The sequence below is a fragment of the Paraprevotella xylaniphila YIT 11841 genome, assembly GCF_000205165.1.
In the GTDB taxonomy this organism is placed as follows: domain Bacteria; phylum Bacteroidota; class Bacteroidia; order Bacteroidales; family Bacteroidaceae; genus Paraprevotella; species Paraprevotella xylaniphila.
This window is the reverse complement of sequence record NZ_GL883827.1, coordinates 87473-110315: the sequence shown is the minus strand read 5'-3', so window position 1 is coordinate 110315 and position 22843 is coordinate 87473. Positions and strand designations below refer to the sequence as shown.

General features: G+C 50.9%; 14 protein-coding genes. 6 read left to right on the top strand and 8 right to left on the bottom strand.

Going from position 1 to position 22843, the window contains the following annotated elements; genetic code table 11:
- Positions 1-91: 91 nt before the first annotated feature.
- Both HMPREF9442_RS04180 and HMPREF9442_RS04175 read right to left on the bottom strand, forming a co-directional pair.
- Complete coding sequence (locus tag HMPREF9442_RS04180; RefSeq protein WP_008625694.1) at positions 92-4432, bottom strand: glycoside hydrolase family 2; 4341 nt, start codon at positions 4430-4432, stop codon at positions 92-94.
- Positions 4433-4450: 18 nt separating this feature from the next.
- Positions 4451-7753 carry a T9SS type A sorting domain-containing protein gene (locus HMPREF9442_RS04175; protein ID WP_008625692.1) on the bottom strand — a complete coding sequence of 1101 codons (3303 nt, stop codon included), beginning with the start codon at positions 7751-7753 and terminating at the stop codon, positions 4451-4453.
- Between the two features lie 252 nt (positions 7754-8005).
- Between HMPREF9442_RS04175 and HMPREF9442_RS04170 the strand changes: the two genes are divergently transcribed.
- Together HMPREF9442_RS04170 and bcp are read left to right on the top strand one after the other, a co-directional pair.
- Positions 8006-8677, top strand: coding sequence for a DUF2461 domain-containing protein (locus HMPREF9442_RS04170; protein WP_008625690.1), 672 nt, complete (start codon positions 8006-8008; stop codon positions 8675-8677).
- A gap of 51 nt (positions 8678-8728) precedes the next feature.
- Positions 8729-9181: a thioredoxin-dependent thiol peroxidase gene (gene bcp, locus HMPREF9442_RS04165; RefSeq protein ID WP_008625688.1), complete on the top strand. Its 453-nt coding sequence runs from the start codon at positions 8729-8731 to the stop codon at positions 9179-9181.
- A gap of 92 nt (positions 9182-9273) precedes the next feature.
- Here bcp and HMPREF9442_RS04160 read toward each other — a convergent pair whose 3' ends face one another.
- Positions 9274-10950, bottom strand: a complete 1677-nt coding sequence (locus HMPREF9442_RS04160; protein WP_040602590.1) for a SulP family inorganic anion transporter — start codon at positions 10948-10950, stop codon at positions 9274-9276.
- Between the two features lie 239 nt (positions 10951-11189).
- On the opposite strand from HMPREF9442_RS04160, the gene HMPREF9442_RS04155 reads away from it, so the two are divergent.
- Positions 11190-12851, top strand: coding sequence for a peptide MFS transporter (locus HMPREF9442_RS04155; RefSeq protein WP_008625681.1), 1662 nt, complete (start codon positions 11190-11192; stop codon positions 12849-12851).
- 255 nt (positions 12852-13106) lie between these two features.
- Here the strand turns inward: HMPREF9442_RS04155 and HMPREF9442_RS04150 are convergent, their stop codons facing one another.
- Complete coding sequence (locus HMPREF9442_RS04150) at positions 13107-13616, bottom strand: nitroreductase family protein (protein ID WP_040602620.1); 510 nt, start codon at positions 13614-13616, stop codon at positions 13107-13109.
- A gap of 234 nt (positions 13617-13850) precedes the next feature.
- On the opposite strand from HMPREF9442_RS04150, the gene HMPREF9442_RS04145 reads away from it, so the two are divergent.
- Positions 13851-14474, top strand: a complete 624-nt coding sequence (locus HMPREF9442_RS04145; protein WP_008625677.1) for a superoxide dismutase — start codon at positions 13851-13853, stop codon at positions 14472-14474.
- Positions 14475-14576: 102 nt separating this feature from the next.
- Here HMPREF9442_RS04145 and HMPREF9442_RS04140 read toward each other — a convergent pair whose 3' ends face one another.
- Positions 14577-16556: an AAA domain-containing protein gene (locus HMPREF9442_RS04140; protein ID WP_008625676.1), complete on the bottom strand. Its 1980-nt coding sequence runs from the start codon at positions 16554-16556 to the stop codon at positions 14577-14579.
- A gap of 6 nt (positions 16557-16562) precedes the next feature.
- Complete coding sequence (locus tag HMPREF9442_RS04135) at positions 16563-17504, bottom strand: DMT family transporter (protein ID WP_040602589.1); 942 nt, start codon at positions 17502-17504, stop codon at positions 16563-16565.
- 178 nt (positions 17505-17682) lie between these two features.
- On the opposite strand from HMPREF9442_RS04135, the gene HMPREF9442_RS04130 reads away from it, so the two are divergent.
- Positions 17683-18501, top strand: a complete 819-nt coding sequence (locus tag HMPREF9442_RS04130) for an AAA family ATPase (RefSeq protein ID WP_008625667.1) — start codon at positions 17683-17685, stop codon at positions 18499-18501.
- A 26-nt stretch (positions 18502-18527) separates the two neighbouring features.
- A complete protein-coding gene (locus HMPREF9442_RS04125) occupies positions 18528-19559 on the top strand; it encodes a DUF4435 domain-containing protein (protein ID WP_008625665.1) in 1032 nt (343 codons plus the stop codon).
- Here HMPREF9442_RS04125 and trkA read toward each other — a convergent pair.
- Both trkA and dxs read right to left on the bottom strand, forming a co-directional pair.
- A complete protein-coding gene (gene trkA, locus HMPREF9442_RS04120; RefSeq protein WP_008625663.1) occupies positions 19531-20874 on the bottom strand; it encodes a Trk system potassium transporter TrkA in 1344 nt (447 codons plus the stop codon). The two genes, HMPREF9442_RS04125 and trkA, sit on opposite strands and share 29 nt — an antisense overlap.
- Positions 20875-20878: 4 nt before the next feature.
- Positions 20879-22801: a 1-deoxy-D-xylulose-5-phosphate synthase gene (gene dxs / locus HMPREF9442_RS04115; RefSeq protein WP_008625661.1), complete on the bottom strand. Its 1923-nt coding sequence runs from the start codon at positions 22799-22801 to the stop codon at positions 20879-20881.
- Positions 22802-22843: the final 42 nt, after the last annotated feature.

Below are 22843 nucleotides of genomic sequence, written 5' to 3'. Positions count from 1 at the left end.
CGGGGGAAGAGAAAAAGAAACGTGCACTTCCGCCCATAGGATAATGTGGTTTTATCTGCGGAAGTGTACGTAATTCAGTTTGTGGAAGTGGTTATAAGACAACTTTGAAAGTTTGTGCCTTATTTCCAATGTCGGCTTTTATGAGATAGACCCCGTGTAGGGGAATGTCGGTTGTTCCGCTGCCGTTGACAGTCATGTGGGAAATGGTGGTTCCGGTTTCATCCATGATGGTCAGGGTTGTGCTTTCGTTCACGTGGTAATGCAATTTGCCATTTGCACCATATATCCGGACGCCGGGGAGCATATATTCCTCTACGGAACTGCCGGACGGGTCGAAGCGGGACTGTGTGAACGCTCCGCCTCTCTTGCCGTTGTCGATGGCCTGTACGCCCCATTCATACGTGGCTTCCTCGTCATCTATGTACATGGAGTAGACGGTCGTCGAGATTTGTCCCGAGATTTCTCCTGTTTTGATGAAACCGGTTTGCACGTCAGCCGGCACGGTCATGAAGATATTGTCTGAACCCGATTTTTTCAAATACAGGTTGTATTGCAAGGCTTCTTGGGGAGTGACGTCATCCGAAGCTGCGTCCCAACTGAAAGTGACCATCTTTGTGGCTTGGTCGTAGACGGCTTTCAGGTTTTTGGGGGCGGTGGGGGCTCCGTTGGGGACGGCTCCCTTGTCGGACGACATGTTCCGGTAAAGTTCGGTGGCGCATTCGCGTGAGCATACGTCACTATGCGCCCATCCCATGTTCCAGGCATCCAGATAGCCATCGTTGTCGAAGTCTATCAAATGATTGTTACCGTGGGTGATGCGGTTGAACGTCCAAGGAGATTCCGTGTCGTACCATCCGCCGTAGGGCTTGAAACAGAAATCTCCCCGGTTCAGATAAAGCCAGGTTGTGATTTCGTGGCTTTCGCCGTGTCCGCCCGCTAAGATGTCCGGCAGCCCGTCGTGGTTCACGTCGCCGAACGAGGGGGTAGCCCCGTCTACTCCTTCAAATCCGCAGAACAAATCGTCCAACATCTCAAATGTCCGTCCGCCCTTATTGCGGTATACGTAGAATGATTTGGCATTCTGTCCTTTGGTGGCAGAATATCCGGTTACCACGATGTCCGTCCACCTGTCGGCATTCAGGTCGCAGGGGAAACAAGACGAATCGTATGATCCGTATAGGTATTGCCCGTTTTCGGAGAAAGTGCCGTCGCCATTGTTCCAATAGATGCGGAGATTGCCTTCGCCCGGGCCGTAACCGGATGAGATGATATCCAACCAACCGTCGTTGTCCATATCGGCAAAATGTACCGAACCTCTTGACAGCCCCGTGAAGGGTTTGTCGCCGTCCAGAGGGGTTTCTTGCCGGATGAATCCTTTCCCTTTATTGTTTTTATAGAGGTAAAGCACGCGCCGGTCGTGGTGTACGACGGGGTTACCGTTTTCATCCGTGATGCCGTCTTTGTCTTCGTAGTCGTCCAGTCCGGCGATGATGAGGTCAAGGTAACCGTCTTTGTCATAATCGCCTACGGATACGTAGTGGCGCGACCGTCCACCGTCCAGCGAGCCGTAGATAGGAGAGATTCCCATGAGGTTGCTTTCCGGCGTGGCTTGGTTTACTTCTTCAAATACATATTGCCCGTCCGGTCCGATACCTTTGTTCTCGTACAAGTAGGCAACCACATCATCGAGGTCATTTTCATAATCCATGGATTTCACTCCGGGTACGAACAAGTCCATTAAGCCGTCGTTGTTGTAGTCGAACCATGTGGGGCAAGCATAATATACCACGTCGAAAGGACTGTCCAGCTTCTTGAATGTCCCGTCTTCTTGATAGTCATACAGGGCGGAAAACTTTTTCCGCGAGGTTATCCGTTGGTGTTCGTTGTTGCCGGAATAAGTGACTTCCAGGAATCCGTCGTTGTCGAAGTCTCCCCAAGCCGCATTGGAACGGTCGGTAGAATGCAGGAACTGTCCACGGGAGATGGCGGTAGCCGCTTGTTCGGCAGGCACGGGGTATTTCACTTTTTCAAATACCGGTTCTGTCGGATTACCCGGTTCCGGAAGTTCGGTAAAGTCTTCGTTCGTGAATTCGTCGTACACCTCCTTATAATGGAAGTCTGTGGCTGAAAACGCCGAGATGCCCACGTCTACGATTTGCTCTCCGCTGCCTTGTATGCATTTTACGGCTATCAGGTTCCAACTGTTCGGTTTGAGGGTCTGGCGTGCTTCGTCGGAAATGTCGTAAGGAATGTAATTGGAAACAGAACCTTTCTTCGTGGCAGCCCAAACTCCGTTGATGTAGATGAAAATGTCATCGTCATGGTAAATCATGAAGCGCATGCAGTCGATCATTTCTTGGGTTACGTCGCCCAAGTAGAACCAACGGCGCATGTAAATTTGCGGTGTGGTCCAAGGTATGGAGATAAGTCCTTGCGTATTCCATAATGAACTCTTTCCGAATGCGGCAGTCCCTTTGGGCCATAGGCTGTCGTCGAACCCTTTGGAAAACCAGTGGCGAGGTGCATTGTCTTCGGTGATGAACTTCCATTTGTATTTATGTTCCTTGGCCGTCGATACGACGGGTTGTATCTTTACGTCGCTTTGCGGCATGTTGATGCATTCCAAGATTTTATCTTTCAATTCTCCTGTGGGTGAATATGGTTTCAATATGCGCCGGTCATAGGTGTAGATGCCGTTCTTCTCGATTTCCACGTCCGACAACTGTGTGTAAACGGCTGCATTAAGCCCATAATAATAATGGTCTTTGATTTTGTCAGCCAAGTCATTGAACATGATGGTAAAGTCTTCTGCTGTTTCCACTGTCGTGTATCCGAAGTCTCCGCCCGGCCAGATATGTCCGGGTACTTTCAGGGTGATGCCTCCGTATTCACCGTTGACGCAGGCGCGTTTCTGGTCGATGGGGCAAGAAGGGTAGGGGTAGCTGTGAGAGTCCTTGATGTCACCGATTTCGGCATCATTCCATCCGCTGGCGCAGCAGACAAGGCTTTGCGGGCTGACTTTGTCGATGACTACTTGCGTCATCCGTTCGGTGTCGAACTGTCCCCACCCCTCATTGAATACGACCCATTGCACGATGCTCGGATGGTTTTCGAAAGCATCTATGATGCGGACAGCTTCCTCTTCAAAGTTCTGCCTTGCAAAGGCTTCGTGTCCGGCAGGAAGGTTAGGACTGGGCAGGTCTTGCCATACTAATATCCCTTCGCGGTCGCAATGCATGTACCAGCGTGACGGTTCCACTTTGATGTGTTTGCGTATCATGTTGAAGCCAAGTTCTTTCATCGCTTTGATGTCGAACAGGAGGGCTTCGTCGCTAGGTGCCGTGTACAGTCCGTCCGGCCACCAACCTTGGTCCAATGGTCCCATTTGGAAGATTTGTGTATCGTTCAGGAAGATGCGTGGTGTGCCGTCCACGTTTTTCACTTCAATCTTGCGCATGCCGCAATAGCTTTTCACGGCATCGGTTTGTTGTCCTTCCGAAGATAGTGTGATGTTGAGGTCGTAAAGGTAGGGATGTTCTGGCGACCACAGTTCCGGAGCGTTTACAGGCAAGGTGCATGGAGTGCCTGTGGCTACGCCTTGCAATGAAGCTACAGTGTTACCGTCGGGGTCTGACAACCGGATGTCGGCAGTGGCTTCGCTGTCGCCGGTAGCGTTCACTTGCAGTTTGAAGCAGGAATTGTCCACGTCCGGTTCGATAGACAACCGGGTGATATGTACCGGATTCACCGGTTCGAGCCAAACCGTCTGCCAGATGCCGCTGACTGGAGTGTACCAACATCCCCACTTGTCCAAGGCTTGTTTGCCTTTAGGTTGGCCTTCTGCTCCCGTATTGTCATGGATATAAACGGCTATTTCCTGCTCGCCTCCGTCTGTTAGTGCAGAGGTTATGTCGAAATAGAACGGGTCGTAACCTCCCGTGTGTTGGCCTACTTTTTTTCCATTGACATAGACAATCGCTTTCCAATCCACGGCATCGAAATGCAACAGGATGTTTTTCCCTTTCATGCTTTCCGGTATCGTCAGAGTTCGCCTGTACCAATAGCATTGGTTGTCGCTTTCTTCCATTACGCCGGAAATGGCCGATTCAAGTGGGAAGGGCACGAGTATTTTCTTGTCATAAATGAAATCGGGGCTGTAATCTTCGTCTTGTATGGCTTTCCGCAAGTCCCAGATGCCATTTAAGTTCATCCATTCTTGGCGTTCCATTTGTGGACGGGGGTATTCGCCGAGCACATTTTCCGGGTCAAGGGTTTCGCTCCAAGGTGTCATCATGGGGCCTTGCTTCATTTGCCATTCTACGGCATTTGCCGTCCGTATGCCTGTGAGTAATAGCAGGCTTACGGCAATCATGTGTTTTATTTTCATAATGGTCATTTTAGAAATGGATGCGGGGGCATGTTCACCCCGCATCCAAAGGTTAGGTGTTTTTTATTTCACGATAAACTTTTGGGCGGTTGTCTTACCGTCCTTGTCTGTAGCTTTCAGGATATAGATGCCCGAATTGAGGTTGTCGATGAGCGTTGTGCCGGCTTTTACGTCCATTTCAGCTATGGCAGTTCCGTTTACGGTGTAAACCGTGACATGCATATCCGTGCCGGTACAAATGGTGGCCCGGTTGTCATGGCCGCGTACTTCTATTCCGTTTCCTTGGGCAATGTTTTCCTTGATGCTTTGGGGATTCTCTCCCGGGTCGAGGTACAAGCCATAGATGTTGGCACCGATATTGTCCCTGTCGGGTAAGTTATAGACTACGTACAAGTCATGTATTCCGCTTAAGTCTGCCAAATCGCCGGCTGTCGTCAGCTTGTTGCCCCAACTTCCGGTGCCTTGTGCCCTGACGACAGCTACGGGTTCGCGTCCTTCGAGTGTCGCATTCAATTCTTCCAGGTTGGTGACATTCTCCCAGTCGATGTCGTTCAAGTCTGTGTAAAGCGTAAAGTTTGCATCTTCTATGGTACTGCCAATATATGACGGTTCGCAGGATGCGTTGATGAAGACCTTTTGATAGTAATTGTCCTTGAAGTCGATGCCTTTGTAAGCGACGACTACGCCGGCTTTGGTGAACCCGATGTTGCTTCCTTCGCATCGTGCATCCCCGCTGATGGGCTTGATGACTTCCCATTGTATGCCTTGGTTGGTGTCAGTTCCTTCCGTGGCTCCGTTTTCTCCTGTCGTGACAAACACTACGGCATTCTTCGATGGTTCTACGTTTTCATATACGACTCCACAATCCGGATTTTCAAACCAGAGGGAATCCTTGACCAGTTCAATCTTCTGCAAGTTCGTGGCACCTCCCCACTTGATGAGCAGGCTATGGCTGCCAGTCACCTCCTGTATCCGGGTGGCTACTGGGGTGAAGCTGTTCCATTCTTGTATATTGATGCCTGTCCATGTCCTGGCCACCATGTTTTCCGGTTTTACTTCATCGATGTAGAACTCCATGTATTCCGTGTATCTTTCACCGTCGTGACCGATATAGGCCACCAGTTGTTGGAATTCTCCGTTGCCGAAGTCTATTTCTTCATTGGATTTGACGATGAATCCGTCGTTTGTTCCGCCCCAACACCCCGTTTCTTCATTGTATAGTGCATCCTTGTAAGGATCTTCTTCTGGATTTTCCGGAACGTCTACTGCTCTCACAAGGGCAGAACCGTCAATGACGATGGCCATTTCTTCGTATCCTTCCATTTCGTTGGGCCATGGTTGCAGGCCTTCCTCTTCTTCGGGAATAGCCTCTTCATAGAATTTTACGGAACGCAAGTTCCCGCTTCCGGCACGGAAAGTCAGCCATACTTTCTGTTTGCCGGTAGGACGTGCGAAACCGTCTTCTTCTTTCATGTTTTCGGCAAACATGTCGAACTGGTGGTAACCGAAAGTCCTTTCCACCCTGATTTCATTGAACGGGACGGCTTCTTCCGGAGTAGCCCCGGCACTGAGTACGACGTATTTGGCTTCACCATACGTGCCCCAACCGTTGGCAAACTCCACACCGGTAGCCTGATAGGCATTCCCGTCTTTTCCGAAATCCACCTCTCCCAATCCGATGATGGTGTTTTCGCTTGTATTGCCGATATTCCCGTAACCGACGTCAAAAGACGCATCTTTTACTAATTCGATGTTTTCCGCATTGCTCTTCATGAGCGGGATAAACAAGTCGCCGGTAGCAGGTTGAGGCTCTTCGGGGTTCTGTCCCGGATCCAAATACAATCCGTAGATGTTGGCACCGATATTGTCCCTGTCGGGCAAATTATAGACCACATATAAATTATGTACGCCTTCCACGTGGCTTAACGGGGCGGTAGTGGTGAGTTTGTTGCTCCACGCGCCCGTGCCTTGTGCCCTGACCACAGCCACCGGCTCACGGCCTTCGAGTGCGCCATGCAGTTCGTCCAGATTCGTCACGGTGGCCCAGTCGATGTCATCCAAATCCACGTATAAAGAATAATTGGCTTCTTCCGTGGTGCCACCGATATAGGTCTTGTCGCAAGAAGCGTTGATGAACACGTCCTTATAGTAACCGTCCTTGAAGTCTATGTCCTGGTACATGACCACTACGCCGGCTTTGGTGTAACCGATGTTGCTGCCTTCGCATTTGGCCCCCCCGCTGATGGGTTGGATTATTTTCCAGGCAGTTTCGCCTTGGGACACGTCTCCGCCTTCCGTAGCTCCGGATTCGCCTTTGGTCACGAATACCACAGCATTCTCCGACGGTTGTGCGTTGTCGTAAACGACTCCGCAGTCCGGATTCTCATACCAGACGGGTTCTTTGACCAAATCTATCTGGTGGAGGTTCGTGGCATTGCCCCATTTCACATACAGGTGATGGCTGCCCGTTACCTCTTTCAACGTAGTGGCCACCGGTGTGAACTTGTTCCATTCCTGTATATTGATGCCCGTCCATGTCCTGGCCACCATATTTTCCGGTTTTACTTCGTCGATATAGAATTCCATGTACTCCGTGTATCTTTCGCCGTCATGCCCGATATAGGCCACTAATTGTTGGAATTCTCCGTTGCCGAAGTCTATTTCTTCATTGGATTTGACGATGAATCCGTCGTTTGTTCCGCCCCAACATGCCGTATTTTCATCGTATTTGGCATCTTTGTAAGGGTCTTCTTCCGGATTTTCCGGTACTTCCACCGCTCTTTCAAATGCGGCAGCTTCTATGGAAGTCGTGATGTCTCCGTAGCCTTCCGCTTGGTTGGGCCAAGGCTGTACGCCTTCCATTCCTTCGGAGATGGCGTTTTTATAGAACTTCACCGAACGCAGGTTGCCTTGTCCGGCCCGGAAAGTCAGCCACACTTTCTGTTTACCGGCGGGAAGGACGAATCCGTCTCCTTTGTCCATATTCTCGGCAAATAGTTCAAACTGATGGTAACCGTAAGTGCGGGTCACGGTCATTTCGTTGAACGGGACGGCCTCTTCTGCCGTGGCTCCGGCACTGAGGACTACAATCTTCTCCTCGTCGTAACTGCCCCATCCGTGGGCGAACTCCACTCCGGTGGCTTTGTAGTTCGTCCCGTCTGTACCGAAATCCACTTCTCCCAAACCGATGACGGTTTCCGTCGAAGTGTTCCCGATGCAGCCGTAACCTACATCAAAACTCGCATCTTTTACCAACTCAATGTGGGATGCGTTGCTTTTCATGAGTTCGATGACCCAATCGTCGGCCATCGCCTGACTTGTCCCCAATAAGGACAGTACTCCTACGAGTAACGTGTTTTTTCTCATTGTGATTAACTGTTTAATTTATGGGTTAAGTTGTAATGAAGTATTGCGGGTGCGCCCACGATACTTGTTTTTTATGGTTATCAAAGATCTCGACGCTGTAAATTTACACCTTTATGATATAGCGGAAAGAGAATAAACGCGTCAAATAGTGGTAGGGTTGAATCAATACGCTCTTTTTGGGCACAGGTTGGCGCATTTGCTTTGTTTTTTATCCGCTTTGTACTATCTTTGCCCTTGTAAAATAAGGCACAAATGAAAGCAAAGATAGATTGCATATTGGACTTCCTGAAAGATGTGGCGGCGCATAACGACCGGGGATGGTTTGCAGGACACAAAAGGCAGTATGAGGAAGCGCACGGGCTTTTCGAGGAGATGGTGCAGGCACTTATCCATCGTATCGCGGTATTTGACGGTAGTGTGGCACACCTTACGGTAAAGGATTGCACGTATCGTTTTTATCGCGATACGCGTTTCTCTGAAGACAAATCGCCTTATAAGCGCCATTTCGGAGCCTATATCAACGCCTGCGGCAAGAAGTCCTGGCATAGCGGTTATTATTTCCACCTTCAGCCCGGTGAATGCTTGTTGGCCGGTGGGTCGTGGTGTCTGCCTTCGCCGATTCTGAAAGCTGTCCGCCAGTCCATCGTGGACGAGGTGGACGAATTCCGTTCTATTGTGGAGGCGGCAGATTTCAAGGCGGCATTTCCCGTCATAGGCGAGACGCACTTGAAAACCCTTCCTAAGGGCTTTCCGAAGGATTTCCCTTATCCGGATTATTTGAGGCCGAAAGATTACTCCGTTTGCCACACGGTGCCGGATGATTTCTTCCGTGATGAAAACTGGTTGGACCGTACGGCCGAGATTTTCGAGTTGATGAAGCCCTTCAATGATTTTGTGAACTATACGATTGACGAATGCGAGTGAATCGTAAGATGCCGGACTGATGATTATATTTAACCTGAAAATAAAGAAAATATGAATGTAGGAGACAAGGCGCCCGAGGTGCTGGGCGTGAACGAACAAGGAGAGCAGATTTTGTTGAGCCACTACCGTGGAAAGAAAGTGGTGCTTTATTTTTATCCCAAGGACAATACGTCGGGCTGTACGGCCGAAGCTTGCAGCCTGCGCGACAACTATTCTGCGCTGAAGGATAAAGGATACGAGGTAATCGGGGTAAGCGTGGACAGTGCTGATTCGCACAAGAAGTTCATAGAGAAACATGAGTTGCCTTTCACGTTGATTGCCGATACGGACAAGTTGTTGGTCAATGAGATGGGCGTATGGGGAGAGAAGAGCATGTATGGCCGCAAGTATATGGGAACTTTCCGCACCACCTTTGTCATTGATGAAGAAGGAGTGATAGAGAAGGTCTTCTCCCCGAAAGAAGTCAAGACCAAGACGCACGGCGAACAGCTGCTTGCGTTGTAGATGGCATAGCCGAAGTTACGGCCGCCCTTCCATATACCTATTTTATATATATGGGAGGGCGGCTGTTTTTTAGTCAAGGCCGGAGAAACGGGTCAGCGGTTCAAGTAATGCCGGGCCACTTCGAGGGCCGTATGGATATTGTCGCAGATGTTTTTCTTGCCGAGCAGTTCATAAAATCCGCTTTTCTTGAGGGCTTCGTGTACTTTCGGATTAACTCCGGACAAGATGATGTGCACCCCTTCGCGATGGCTCATCTCGCACAGGTTGGTCAGGTTGTGGATACCCGTAGAGTCGATGAACGGAACTTTCCGCATGCGGATGATACGTACCTTAGGCTGTTCCTTGGTTTGTAGTACGACCTCTTCAAACCGGTTGGCAATGCCGAAGAAGTAAGGGCCGTTGATTTCGTAGACCTCCGTGTGGTCGGGAATGTGCAAGTGTTCTTCCGAAATCACGGTGCCGTCGGCATCCGTAGGGACGATTTCATCCTTAAAAAGGTTCACCTCCGTGGTTTCCATGACCCGCTTGATGAACAACAGGCAGGCCAGTACCAGTCCGAACTCAATGGCTACGGTCAGGTCGAATATCACGGTGAGGAAGAAAGTGATAAGCAAGACGGCCACATCGGACTTAGGATTGCGCAAAAGTTCCCTGAATGTCCGCCAACCGCTCATGTTATAGCTCACAATGACCAATACGCCCGCCAGACAGGCCATAGGAATGTATTGCGCCAGTGGCATGAGCAACAGGAAAATGAGCAGCAGCACGATAGCATGCACGATACCGGCCACGGGCGTGCGTCCCCCATTGTTGATGTTCGTCATGGTACGGGCGATGGCACCGGTGGCAGGGATGCCGCCGAAGATGGGGGAGAGGATGTTGGCGATGCCCTGTCCCACTAATTCCTGGTTCGAGTCATGATGGTCGCCGATGACACCGTCGGCCACGGTGGCCGAGAGCAGCGATTCGATGGCTCCCAGTATGGCGATGGTGATGGCAGGAGCCATCAGTTGCTTGATGCTTTCCCAGTTCAGTTCGGGTACGTTCATGCCCGGAAGTTCGGCTTTAATCATGAAGCGGTCGCCGATGGTTTCCACTTGCGTCGCTATACCGTATTGTTTCAGCAGGTAGACTCCCACGGTCATGACGATGATGGCAATGAGCGAACCCGGAATCTTGTGGGTCAGTTTGGGGGAGAGGGCGATAATGGCCACGCTGACTATACCCACGGCGGTGGACCATACGTCCAAGCTGCCGAAGTGGCGGATGTACACGATCCATTTCTCTATGAAATCGGCCGGCACGTTGTCGATGGTCAGTCCGAACAGGTCTTTGATTTGCGTCGTGAAAATGGTCACGGCGATTCCGCTGGTGAAGCCTACCACGATGGGATAGGGGATGTATTTGATGATGGTACCCAGATGGAATACGCCCAACAGAATCAGGAACACGCCGGCCATGACGGTGGCCACAAGCAGGCCTGCTTCGCCGTATTGTTGTATGATACCGTAGATGATAACGATAAAAGCCCCCGTCGGTCCGCCGATTTGCACACGGCTTCCGCCAAACAGGGACACGGCCAGTCCGGCGATGATGGCCGTGATGATGCCCTTCTCAGGTGTCACGCCGGATGCAATGCCGAAGGCTATGGCCAATGGCAGGGCTACGATGCCCACTATGAGGCCGGCCATGATGTCTGCCGTCAGCTTTTCTTTGTTGTACTCTCTCAAGTCAAGGAATAGTTTAGGCTTGAATTCAAATTTGCTCATAATCTGATTATTTTGGATTTGTATATCCTGATTGTTTTTAAGGAAGTGCAAAGATAGCCCTTTTATGTCACAAACTCTAATAAATTGCTAAAAAACGTTTTTATGCAGAGGTTGGAAATGATAAAATGTTTGTGGATATGGGGGAAAAACGATACTAAAGCCTCAAAATGGGGTGGAAAGCAAAAATTAAATGTTATCTTTGCGATTAAAATTATTCACTATTAAAAACATTTTAAGTTATGTTCGAAGGTCAACCTAAAGGTCTTTATGCATTGGCGCTGGCCAATACGGGCGAGCGTTTCGGTTACTACACGATGCTGGCCATTTTCACGTTGTTCTTACAGGCGAAATTTGGATACTCGGCCGGTGAGACATCCACAATTTTCGGCGTGTTCCTCGGGGCGGTTTATTTTGTGCCGCTTTTTGGCGGAATGTTGGCCGACAGGTACGGGTTCGGCAAGATGGTCACGCTCGGTATATTCATCATGTTCATCGGTTACTTGTTGTTGGCGGTCCCGACGGGTGCTGATGTGGCCGGAAAGTCCATGATGTTCGGTGCGTTGGCATTGATTGCTTGCGGCACGGGACTTTTCAAAGGCAACCTGCAAGTCATGGTCGGCAACCTCTATGATGCGCCAGAGTACAGGGACAAGCGCGACACGGCGTTCAGCCTCTTCTACATGGCCATCAACATCGGTGCGCTGTTTGCCCCCACGGCGGCCACCAAGATGACTAATTACGTGTTGGGCATGAACGGCTTCACTTATAATGCACAGATTCCTGCCCTTGCCCACCAGTATATGGATAATGCGGCGGGAATGACGGCACAGTCTGCCGCCACGTTGGAGTCGCTCAAGGCTGCACAGGGATTCACGGGTGACACGGCGGTTTTCTGTCAGAGTTACATCGAAAAGTTGTCCGAAGCTTACAATTACGGCTTTGCCGTGGCATGTGTTTCGCTTATCGTGTCCATCCTTATATACTATGGCTTCCGCAGCACTTTCAAGCATGCCGATTATAACGCGAAGACGGCATCTGACGGGCATGTACCCGTGGAGGAACTGTCTCCGGCCGAGACGCGCCAACGCATCACCGCGCTTTGTCTTGTGTTTGCCGTGGTGCTCTTTTTCTGGATGGCTTTCCACCAGAACGGCTTGACGCTTACGTTCTTCGCACGCGATTATACGCAGGCTTCGGCTTCGGGCTTGTTGGGCATGACGTTTAATGTGTTCAATTTGGTGCTGATTATTGCTTTGGTGTATGCCATGTTCTCTCTCTTCCAAAGCAGGACAGGCCGCAGCAAACTGGTTTCCGGTCTGGTGGCAGTAGCTTCCGTGGGCGTTCTGGCGGGGCAGTATGCAGCAAGCGATGCCGAGGTGGAGATCCTGCCGCAGATTTTCCAACAGTTCAATCCGTTCTTCGTGGTAGCCTTGACACCGGTTTCGTTGGCGATATTCGGTTTCTTGGCCAAGAAAGGAAAGGAACCTTCGGCTCCTCGTAAAATCGGGTTGGGGATGCTGATTGCCGCCTGCGGTTTCGGTATCATGGCTTTCGGTTCCATGGGATTGCCTACGCCCGATGCGTTGGCTCAGGGTGCCGATGTCAGCTTGGTCTCGCCCAATTTGCTCATTTCCACTTATCTTGTGTTGACGTTTGCTGAGTTGTTGTTGTCTCCCATGGGCATTTCTTTCGTGTCTAAAGTGGCTCCCCCGAAGTATAAGGGTATGATGATGGGTGGTTGGTTCGTGGCCACGGCTATCGGCAATTACATGGTGTCTATCATCGGTTACCTGTGGGGCGGCATCGAGTTGTGGATGGTGTGGAGCGTGCTCATCGTGCTTTGTCTGCTTTCGGCCTTGTTCATCTTCTCCATTATGAAGAAGCTCGAAAAGGTGGCGTAAGGAATATTTTTCGGGAACTTTTCTTGTAAAGTTTCCGGATGAAGTGTGAAACCTCTGGGTGTCATCCTCTATTATGTTGGCATTCAGAGGTTTAATATTTTGTGTAGAGCCGTGAAATTCTTTGCGCCAAATGAAAAATCAATCTCAGCCGAATGAAAAATCGTTTGGCTGAGATTGATTTTTCATTTGGCGCATGTTGTTTTTCAGATTTCCTACATGAGGAATTTGTAAATCTTTACGCCCTGACTCCCGGGCTTAGCGGTCTTCCCAGATTTCGGCCATCGCCTTGCGTGTCTTTTCCGGAATGGCCGGTGTGGCCGGATAGCCGATGGGGATGATGGCTACCGGATACCACTCGTCAGGCAGATTGAAAAGCTCTTGGCAGAGTTGCACGCGGAAGTTGCACACCCAACAAGTGCCCAATCCTTGTTCAGTCGCAGCCAGGCACAAGTGCTCTATGGCGATGGCCACGTCGATGTCGGCATGGTTTTTCTCGTCATACCGCCGCGTCCAGGCCGCCCCGTGGTTTTCGCAGACCAAGATATAAGCCGGAGCCTCGCGGAACCATTCCTTGTCGTAACATTGCTGCAGGCGTGCGCGGTCGTCTTCGCCGGTGAAGAGGATGAATTTCCACGGCTGCCTGTTGACGGCCGAGGGAGCCAGGCGCGTGCATTCTTTGATATATTCCATTTTCTCTGCCGGAATGGCATCCGGCTTGAAGGCACGCACGGAATAGCGTGCGTGGCAAAGGTCTTTGAAGTCCATAATCATGTATTTTGTGGTTCAGTGAACAAATGTACACAAAAAACAATAAAGCTGTATTTTATGCGGCAGAAAATAAGTATTTCTTCACAAAGTATAAATGAGGGTAAATAAAATCCTGAAAAGTTTGTGGGTATGGCAAATAGTGTTACCTTTGTGATATGCGATTCCTGTGTATGTGAGAGATGAAGGGGAAGCATACTAAACCCAATATATTAATTAAAAAATGAAGAAATCATGTTGACGCAAATTATCATCACTTCTATGGCAGCCGTATTTTCGCTGCCCCAGTTACCCTACGAGAGCAATGCCTTGGAACCTGTCATCAGCAAGGAAACCATAGATTATCATTATGGCAAGCATTTACAGGCATACGTGAATACGTTGAATACGTTGGTGAAAGGCACCGAGTATGAAAAGAAGAATCTGGAAGAGATCGTACGCCATGCACCGGCCGGTCCGTTGTTTAACAATGCGGGCCAGGTGCTCAATCATACACTGTATTTTGAACAGTTCCGTCCGGTGGGGGCTGAAGGCCCGGCAGTGCCGGAAGGCAAGTTGGACAAGGCCATCCGGACTGCATTCGGAAGCTTTGACGAATTCAAGGAGAAAATGGCGGCAGCCTCCACCGGTTTATTCGGTTCGGGTTGGGCGTGGTTGGCGCAAAACGAAAAGGGCGAATTGGTTATCGTACAATGTCCTAACGGCGGCAATCCTGTGACGATGGGCTACGTGCCCCTGTTGGGATTCGATGTTTGGGAACATGCCTACTATGTGGACTATCGCAATCGGCGTGCCGACCATATCGCAGCTTTGTGGCAGATTATTGATTGGAAAGTAGTGGAGAATCGAATGAAATAGGCTTTCCGTATGGGAAAGTATATTTTCGATTAGTTAAGGTTGGACCGCCTGTTGTCGTGAAGATAACAGGCGGTTTTTAGTATCCCTCATGGAATGGGGAAATCATTGGGTGTCTAATGATTTGATGTAGCTGTACATCAGTTTGTAGAAAGGTGTGCGGCATAGCGTATGGCTGTTGCCCACTAGGATAAGCTTCATGCGTGCCCTCGTGATGGCCACGTTCATACGGCGCAGGTCGTGCAGGAATCCGATTTGCCCGTTCTCGTTGCTCCGCACCAAGCTGATGAGGATGACGTCGCGCTCCTGCCCTTGGAACCCGTCTACGGTGTTTACGCTCAGCAGATGGCGGTAGGGTTTGAAAAAGGCATCCCGGCGCAACAGGGTGCGCAATAGTTGCACTTGGCCTTTGTAAGGGGAGATGAGCCCGGTGTCGATGCGTTCCGCCAATATCCTTTCCTTGCCTATCTTTTGGAAATAGGCCTTCAGTATGTTCAGGGTGAGCCGTGCTTCTTCGGGGTTGGAACGGCTAGTGCTGTCCGGATTGCGGGTTTCTTCGAAGTCGGGTATCCCTGCCGTCGGGGGAGCCGGTGCGGATACCGGATTGGAAGGTTCTTCTGTCAGGTATGGGGCGGTTTGTTCCTCGTCTGCCGTGTCTATCCATTCCATTGGCGTGTCCCAGTCCAGAATGCCCCTGTATTTCACTTCCGGGGCACTTTCCACCTTCCCGTCGTAGAAGCATTCGCTAGAGAAGTGCATGATGGCATCGTTCATGCGGTATTGCGTGCGGAGCAGGCTGACAGCGGAAGGTTGGCGGGCGGCGATGGTTTCCATCAGCGTGCGGTCCAGTCCGCCCTTCATGGCCTCGGGGCATTTCACGGTGGGAGGAAGTTGGCGGTGGTCACCGGCCAGGATGACGCGCCCGGCCTTTTGGATGGCAATCCAACAGGACGCTTCGAGGGCTTGGGCGGCTTCGTCGATGAACAAGGTTGAGAACTTTTTTCCTGCTAATACGCGGTTGGCACTGCCTGTCAGCGTGCAGGCAATGACCCGCGTTTCGTTGAACAAACTTTCGTTGATGGCGATTTCCAGTTCGGTTGCCCGGTCGCGTAGCCGGGCTATCTTTTGGTGGAAAGCTTCACGGCCCGACGACGGGCGGTGGGCGTACAGGTCGCGGATGGCTTTGCGGATGGCCCAGAGCGAGGGGTAGGAAGGATGTGCTTCGAAACGCCGTTCGTAGGTGAACGACAGCATCTTGTCATTCACGCGAGAAGGGTTTCCGATGCGCAGGACTGCCACGCCCCGGTCGGTCAGTTTCTCCGAAATCCAGTCTACGGCCATGTTACTTTGTGCGCACACCAATACTTGGCTCTCGCGGTGGAGCGTCTCGTAGATGGCTTCCACAAGGGTAGTGGTCTTGCCTGTTCCCGGAGGGCCGTGCACGATCATCACGTCTTTGGCACGCAACACTTCGTTGACTGCGGTTTCTTGTGTGGGATTGAGCCAAGGAAAACGTACTGGTTGGAATGTAAAGTGACCGGCCTGGGCCGTTCCGTGAAAAATGTCGCGCAATTCTGCCAAGCGGCCATGCCGTGCGGCACTTACCCGGTCCAAGGCTTCGAACATCAGGCGGTAGGTGGTTTCGTCCAAGTAGAGTTGCGCACCGACGCGGTCGTTTCCTCTCAAATGCGAAAGGGTTTCCGTGTCCGGCAGGGCTACCACCATCGTATTGCCGTCTACGAAGCTTACGGTGCCGGTAAAGTGGAAATAATGCAGTCGACCGCCGTGGTTGCCCTGTCGTAGCTCTCCGGAGGCATCTTGTGTGAAGAAACACACTTGTTTACCCGGCTCGAAGCCATGGTCTTCTTCTGTATGCTCCGTGCGTTCTACTTCTATTACCAGTTGGTTGAGCGAGTTGTAATAACTCTTTCCTAAGGAAAGCGGGTACCAACATAGCCCTTGTTTGATTTTTCGGGTTATGCCGGCTATTTCCGTTTGGGTGCGGAATTGCGTTTTTTCGTATTCATATTCCAATTCGAGCAAGCGACGTTGCTGTTGGAGCCATAAGACAGGTGATGCAGGCATGGCGGCTTAGGATTTGGGATCGGTAGGAGAAGCATGCTCGGATTTCAGGTCGGCCCGGCTTTTGCTTTGGGTAACCAACCATACGCCTCCGAAAACCAAAAGGACGGCTGCCCCTTGACTCCATCCGAAGACTCCTAACCCCGTAGCTACGCTGACGATACAGGCTACGATGGGTTGCACGTAGTTGTACATGCTCACGATGGTGGGGCGTAGCAGTTTCTGTCCTGTCATCATCATGATATAAGCTAAATAAGTGGCCACGAAGACCACAAAAGCCGTTTCAAACCAAGTGGTTGTCGGAATTTCAGCCCATGGCAGTATGGCCAGGTCCTTGTAGGTGAAGGGCAGGATAACGATGGTAGCGTAGGTGAACATCCATTTCATGCAGGTCACTACGGTGTATTTCTGTATCAGCTTCTTGAAGATAGTCAGGTAAACGGCAAAGCTGCATTGGGCGGTAAGGCACAGCAGGTCGCCCGTCAGGCTGCCATTGCCTTTTTGGGTGGCGTGTCCGTTGCCTAAGATAAGCAGCAGGGCACCGATGGCACCACAGAAGATGCCCAACACTTTTTTGTTCGTGACCGGTTCTTTCAGGAACAGGGCGGCCAGAAGCATGGTCACGATGGGGAGTGTGGTGGTGACGATGCTGGCGTTGACGGGGGATGTCAGGGATAGCCCAATCGTAAAGCAGCATTGGTTGAACACGATGGCGAGCATGCCGGCAAAGAAAAACATCAGTAAGTCACGGGGAGCGACTTCTTCCTTATGGCGGCCGAAAAGGGAAGTGAGCCAAAAGCATAAGGCCGCACCGGCCGCCCGGAAACTTACCAATGCCAATCCGCTGATGCCGTGCGCCATGGCATCTTTGCCTAAGGGCGACATCAGTCCCCAGGCCGCACAGGCCGCAAACATGCAAAGGTGGCCTGTCAGGTTTTTATCTTTATACATCTTTCTTGAATTTATACGTATCGGAAAAACGACTGCAAAGTTAGTCGTTTCATCACAAATTTTAGCATCTTTCCGTTGCTTCTTTCTATGGGAAAACTTATCTTTGCTGAAGCGAGGACAGGATTCGGCCTGGCTGTTTGCTGTCTTTGGATAAAGAGGATTCTGAAAAACGCAGACTATGGATAAGATAGGTGAATACATACGGCGTATTGAGATAGACTCGCTTTGGAGCGGGCAGAAGCATATCGTGTGGGAATTGGACCGCAAGGTGAATATCCTGAGCGGTGTGAACGGGGTCGGCAAGAGCACGATTCTGAACAAAGTGATATTAAGGCTTTTGCAGGTGGTCAAAGACAGCTGTACGGACAAGCCCGATGTGAAACTGACATACGAACCGGTGGATGCGGTGACGGTAAGGTTCGATGTGGTGCGGAGCTTCGACCGTCCTTTGGTCCACAGCAATTTGTTGGAAAAATTAGCGGATGACAGGGTGGCTACAGAGCTAGACTGGCAGCTTTATCTCTTGCAGCGGCGTTTCCTGGACTATCAGGTCAATGTGGGGAATCGTATGATTGCCATGCTGACGAGCGGTGACCCGGAAGCGAAGGCCAAGGCCCAGGAGGCAGCTCAAGCCCGTGTGCAGTTCCAAGACATGGTGGACGAGCTGTTCAGCGAGACCGGAAAGAAAATCGTACGCAGTAGCAATGAAATACAGTTGGAGCAGTTCGGCGAGGTGCTTTCGCCTTACAAACTTTCTTCCGGCGAGAAGCAGATGCTCGTGATTCTGCTTACCGTATTGGTGGAAGACCGTCAGCCTTACGTGCTTTTCATGGACGAGCCGGAAATCAGCCTGCATGTAGAGTGGCAGCAAAGGCTGATTACGCTGATACGGCAGTTGAATCCGAATGTCCAAATCATCCTGACGACGCATTCGCCGGCCATGATCATGAACGGATGGATGGATGCCGTGACGGAAGTGACCGACATTACACAATAAATTTCTGAGGAAGGGAGGGGAGCGTTATGGCCAAAAGATTGTCTGAGAACCTGACTTCTTTGTATCTGGGAGCGGCGCAGAGGTTGAAACCCAAAACGGCACGGCGGAAAATCGTGGCGTATGTGGAAAGTTACGACGATGTGTTTTTCTGGCGGACCGTATTGGATGATTTTGAGGATGACAGCCGTTATTTTGAAATCATGTTGCCTTCCCGCAGTACGTTGGGCAAAGGGAAAAAACTGGTGTTGACGAACAAGCTCGGCCCCCAACTGGGAAATTATATGATAGCCTGCGTCGATGCGGACTACGATTATTTGTTGCAGGGCGCCACGCCGACCTCACGGCTGATTAACCGGAACCCTTTTGTGTTCCATACTTATGCATACGCCATCGAGAATTACCAGTGTTATGCGGAGACGTTGCACCGTGTCTGTGTAATGGCTACGCTCAACGACCGCCAGATTGTGGATTTTGAGAGTTTCATGCGGGAATATTCCCAACTTATCTGGCCGTTGTTCGTATGGTCGGTTTGGGTGTACCGGCGGAACCATTACCGGGAGTTTACTTTGACGGAGTTTGGCAATCATGTGAGTTTCAGTGATATTAATGTGTACCATCCCGAACAGACGTTGGAACTTGTGCGGCGGAGGGTCAACCGGAAGATAGCTTGGTTGCAACGCCACTTCCCACAGGCGAAGAAAGATTACGAGATGCTGAAGACGGAACTGTTAGGTTTGGGGGTCACCCCGGAGACGACTTATTTGTATATTCAGGGGCATACCTTGTTCGACAACGTGATTTCTCCCTTGTTGGATCCTGTTTGTATTTTGCTGCGTAAAGAACGTGAGCGTGAAATCCGTAATCTGGCCGAGCACGACACGCAGCGGCAAAACGAATTGTCGTGTTACCAACATAGCCAGAATTCCGTGGAGGACATGTTGCGGAAGAATGTAGGGTTTAAGGATGCGCCGCCTTATAAATTGCTTGAACGGGACATCCGGCGTTTGTTGGACCGCATGGATGCCGGAGCTATGCAAAATACTTGTCCAACTTCTTGATGAACATGTTTTGGCAGAATACGACCACGCTGTCGCCTTCCTGGATTTGTGTCAATCCGTTTACGTGCATGCCTTCGCCGTTTCGTACTAACCCTCCGATGGCTACTCCCGTCGGAAGGCCGAGGTCTTTCACCGGTTTCTTGGTGACTTTGGCCCCGGATTTTACTTCGAATTCAGCCACGTCGGCATCGGCCACGGTCAGGCATTTCACGTTGGTAACGTCCGAATCCAACATCATCTGGTAAATATGACTGGCGGCAATCGTCTTTTTGTTGATGATGGTGCCGATATCCAATCTTTCGGCCATGGAGATATAGTCCAGGTTATCTATTAGCGCCACGGTTTTCCGCACTCCCAACCGTTTGGCCGTAAGGCAAGCCAGGATGTTGCTTTCGCTTTGTCCGGTCAGGGCCACGAAAGCTTGGGTGTGCTGTATGCCTTCCGTAATCAGTAACGAAGAGTCGCGTGCGTCTCCGTTGATGACCATCACGTCGCTGTCTCCTAAAGCCTCGTTCAGCTCGTTGCAGCGGGCGGGGTCGCTTTCTATGATCTTCACCTCCATGTATCCCGGGACATTCAGGGCGGTGTGCATGGCCGTGCGTCCGCCTCCCATGATCATGACGTTTTTCACGTCTTCATAATGTTCTTTGCCTACAATCTTTCGGATGTAAGGAATGTATTTCTTCGTGGTCATGAAATACACGATGTCGCCCAGTTGAAGCGTGGCATCACCGTTCGGGATGATGGTCATGTCGTCTCGTTTGACTGCCACGACATGGTAGCAAGTGTCCGGACCGCACAGTATCTTCAGCGGGATGTTGAGGATTTCTGCGGTTTCACGCAACTTGATGCCCAACATGACGAGTGCCCCGTCGTGCACTTCCCACCACTGCCTTATCCAACTATGTTTGATGCCTTCTATGATATCCCGTGCGGCCAGTATTTCCGGATAGATGAGGGAACTGATACCCATGTTCTTGAAAAAGCTTTTGTATTCTTCGTCCAAGTATTCCGCATTGTCGATGCGCGCTACGGTTTTCCGCGCCCCCAAGGTGTGGGCCAACATGCAGCAGGTGATATTTTTCATTTCGTCTGGCATGACGGCGATGAACAATTCGGCATGTGCGGCTCCGGCTTCTTTCAGGCCGCTGATGGAAGTCGGTTTTACGTTGAGGGTCATGAGGTCAACGTTGTCGGCTACTTTTGAAAGTTTGTCTTCGCTTTCGTCTATCAACGTGATGTTCTGGCTTTCTTTGGCTAAGAGTTGTGCTAAATGTGTGCCTACAGCCCCGGCACCGGCAATGATAATCTTCATGGATTTACTTTTGTGAAATGGAACGGAGTTGTGACACGATGGCATCCCGGTCGATTCCGGCTATTTGCCGTAGTTGTTCCACCGTGCCGTGTTCTACGAAATAATCGGGCAGTCCCATCCGTGTTACTTTAGGGAAGAAGTCATGGTAGGACATGTATTCTAATACGGCAGACCCTAATCCTCCGCAGATGACTCCGTCTTCTATCGTGATGATTCGGGAGAAATGCGTTCCAACTTCGTGTAAGATGTTTTCGTCCAACGGCTTGAGGAAACGCATATCATAGTGGGCTACCGTGAGAGGATGTCCTTCTTGTGCCTGTTGTTGTTCGAACAGGCGGATGGCCTCTGCCGCCGTGTTGCCGATGGGGCCTAACGAAAGCAGTGCGATGTCCTTTCCTTCTTTGAGAAGTTGTCCTTTCCCCACTTCGATGGCTTCAAAATCACATTGCCAGTCGGTCAGCACGCCCCGTCCGCGTGGGTAGCGGATGACGAACGGGCCTTGGTTGGGGAGCTGTGCCGTGTACATGAGCAGGCGCAGTTCTTTTTCGTTGAGTGGGGAAGAAAGGATGAGGTTGGGGATGGGGCGGAGCGCGGCCAAGTCGAATGCGCCATGGTGCGTGGGACCGTCTTCACCCACCAGTCCTGCGCGGTCTAAACATAACACCATGTTAAGGCGTTCTATCGCAATGTCGTGGATGAGGTTGTCGTAGGCTCGTTGGGCAAAGGAGGAATAAATGTTGCAAAACGGGATGAGGCCGTCTTGTGCCATGCCCCCGGAAAAGGTGACGGCATGCCCTTCGGCGATGCCTACATCGAAGGCCCGGTCCGGCATCTCCTTCATCAAGACATTCATTGAGCAGCCCGACGGCATGGCAGGTGTCACTCCGATGATTTTCGGGTTCATCCGGGCCAGTTCGAGTAAGGTCTGTCCGAAGACATCTTGGTAACGTGGAGGCAGGTTGCTCGTGTCCGTCTGTATGCGTTCGCCGGTTTCCTTGTCGAATTTGCCCGGTGCGTGCCAGATGTCAGCCGCTTTCTCCGCCGGTTTGAATCCTTTGCCTTTGACGGTGTGTATATGGAAAAGTTTAGGGCCTTTCATGTCTTTCAAGACCCGGAGCGTGTGTACCAGTTCGATGACGTCATGACCGTCGCTAGGGCCGAAGTAGCGTATGTTCATTCCTTCGAATACGTTCTGTTGGTTGCTGATAAGCGACTTCAGCGAGTTGTTGAAACGGATGAGTTGCTTCCGGCGGTTTTCGTTGAGCCATCCCCAGTTGAATAGTTTCCGGGAAGCGGCGAAACGCAGGCGGTTATAGAGACTGCTAGTGTGGAGTTGGTGGAAATAATGGTTCATTCCTCCCACACTGCGGTCTATGCTCATGTTATTGTCGTTCAGGATGATGAGGATGTCGTTTGGAGTGGAAGAAGCATTGTTCAATCCTTCGAAAGCCAACCCACCGCTCATCGAACCGTCACCGATGACAGCGATGATATGCCTTCTTTTTTCATCCTGATTGGCCGAGGCCACCGCCATGCCCAAAGCGGCGGAGATGGAATTGGAAGCATGTCCGCAGGTGAACGTGTCGTATTCGCTTTCGGAAGGAGAGGGGAAAGGTTTCAGCCCGTGCAGCTTCCTGTTGGTAGAGAAACGTTCCCGTCTTCCTGTCAGTATCTTATGGCCGTATGCCTGATGCCCCACATCCCATACGATGCGGTCGTAAGGCGTGTCGTACACATAATGCAAAGCGACCGTCAGTTCCACGACACCTAAGCTGGAAGCGAAATGTCCCGGATTGTCTGCCAACTCGTCGATGATGTCGCGGCGCAATTCCTCGCATACTTGCGGCAATTTGTCTATGGGCAAACGGCGCAAGTCGGCCGGTATGTTGATTTGCGACAGAAGGTTATATGTATTTTTGTTTGTCATCAGCTTGATTTAGTTCATGCAAAATTAGCATAATTTCATATA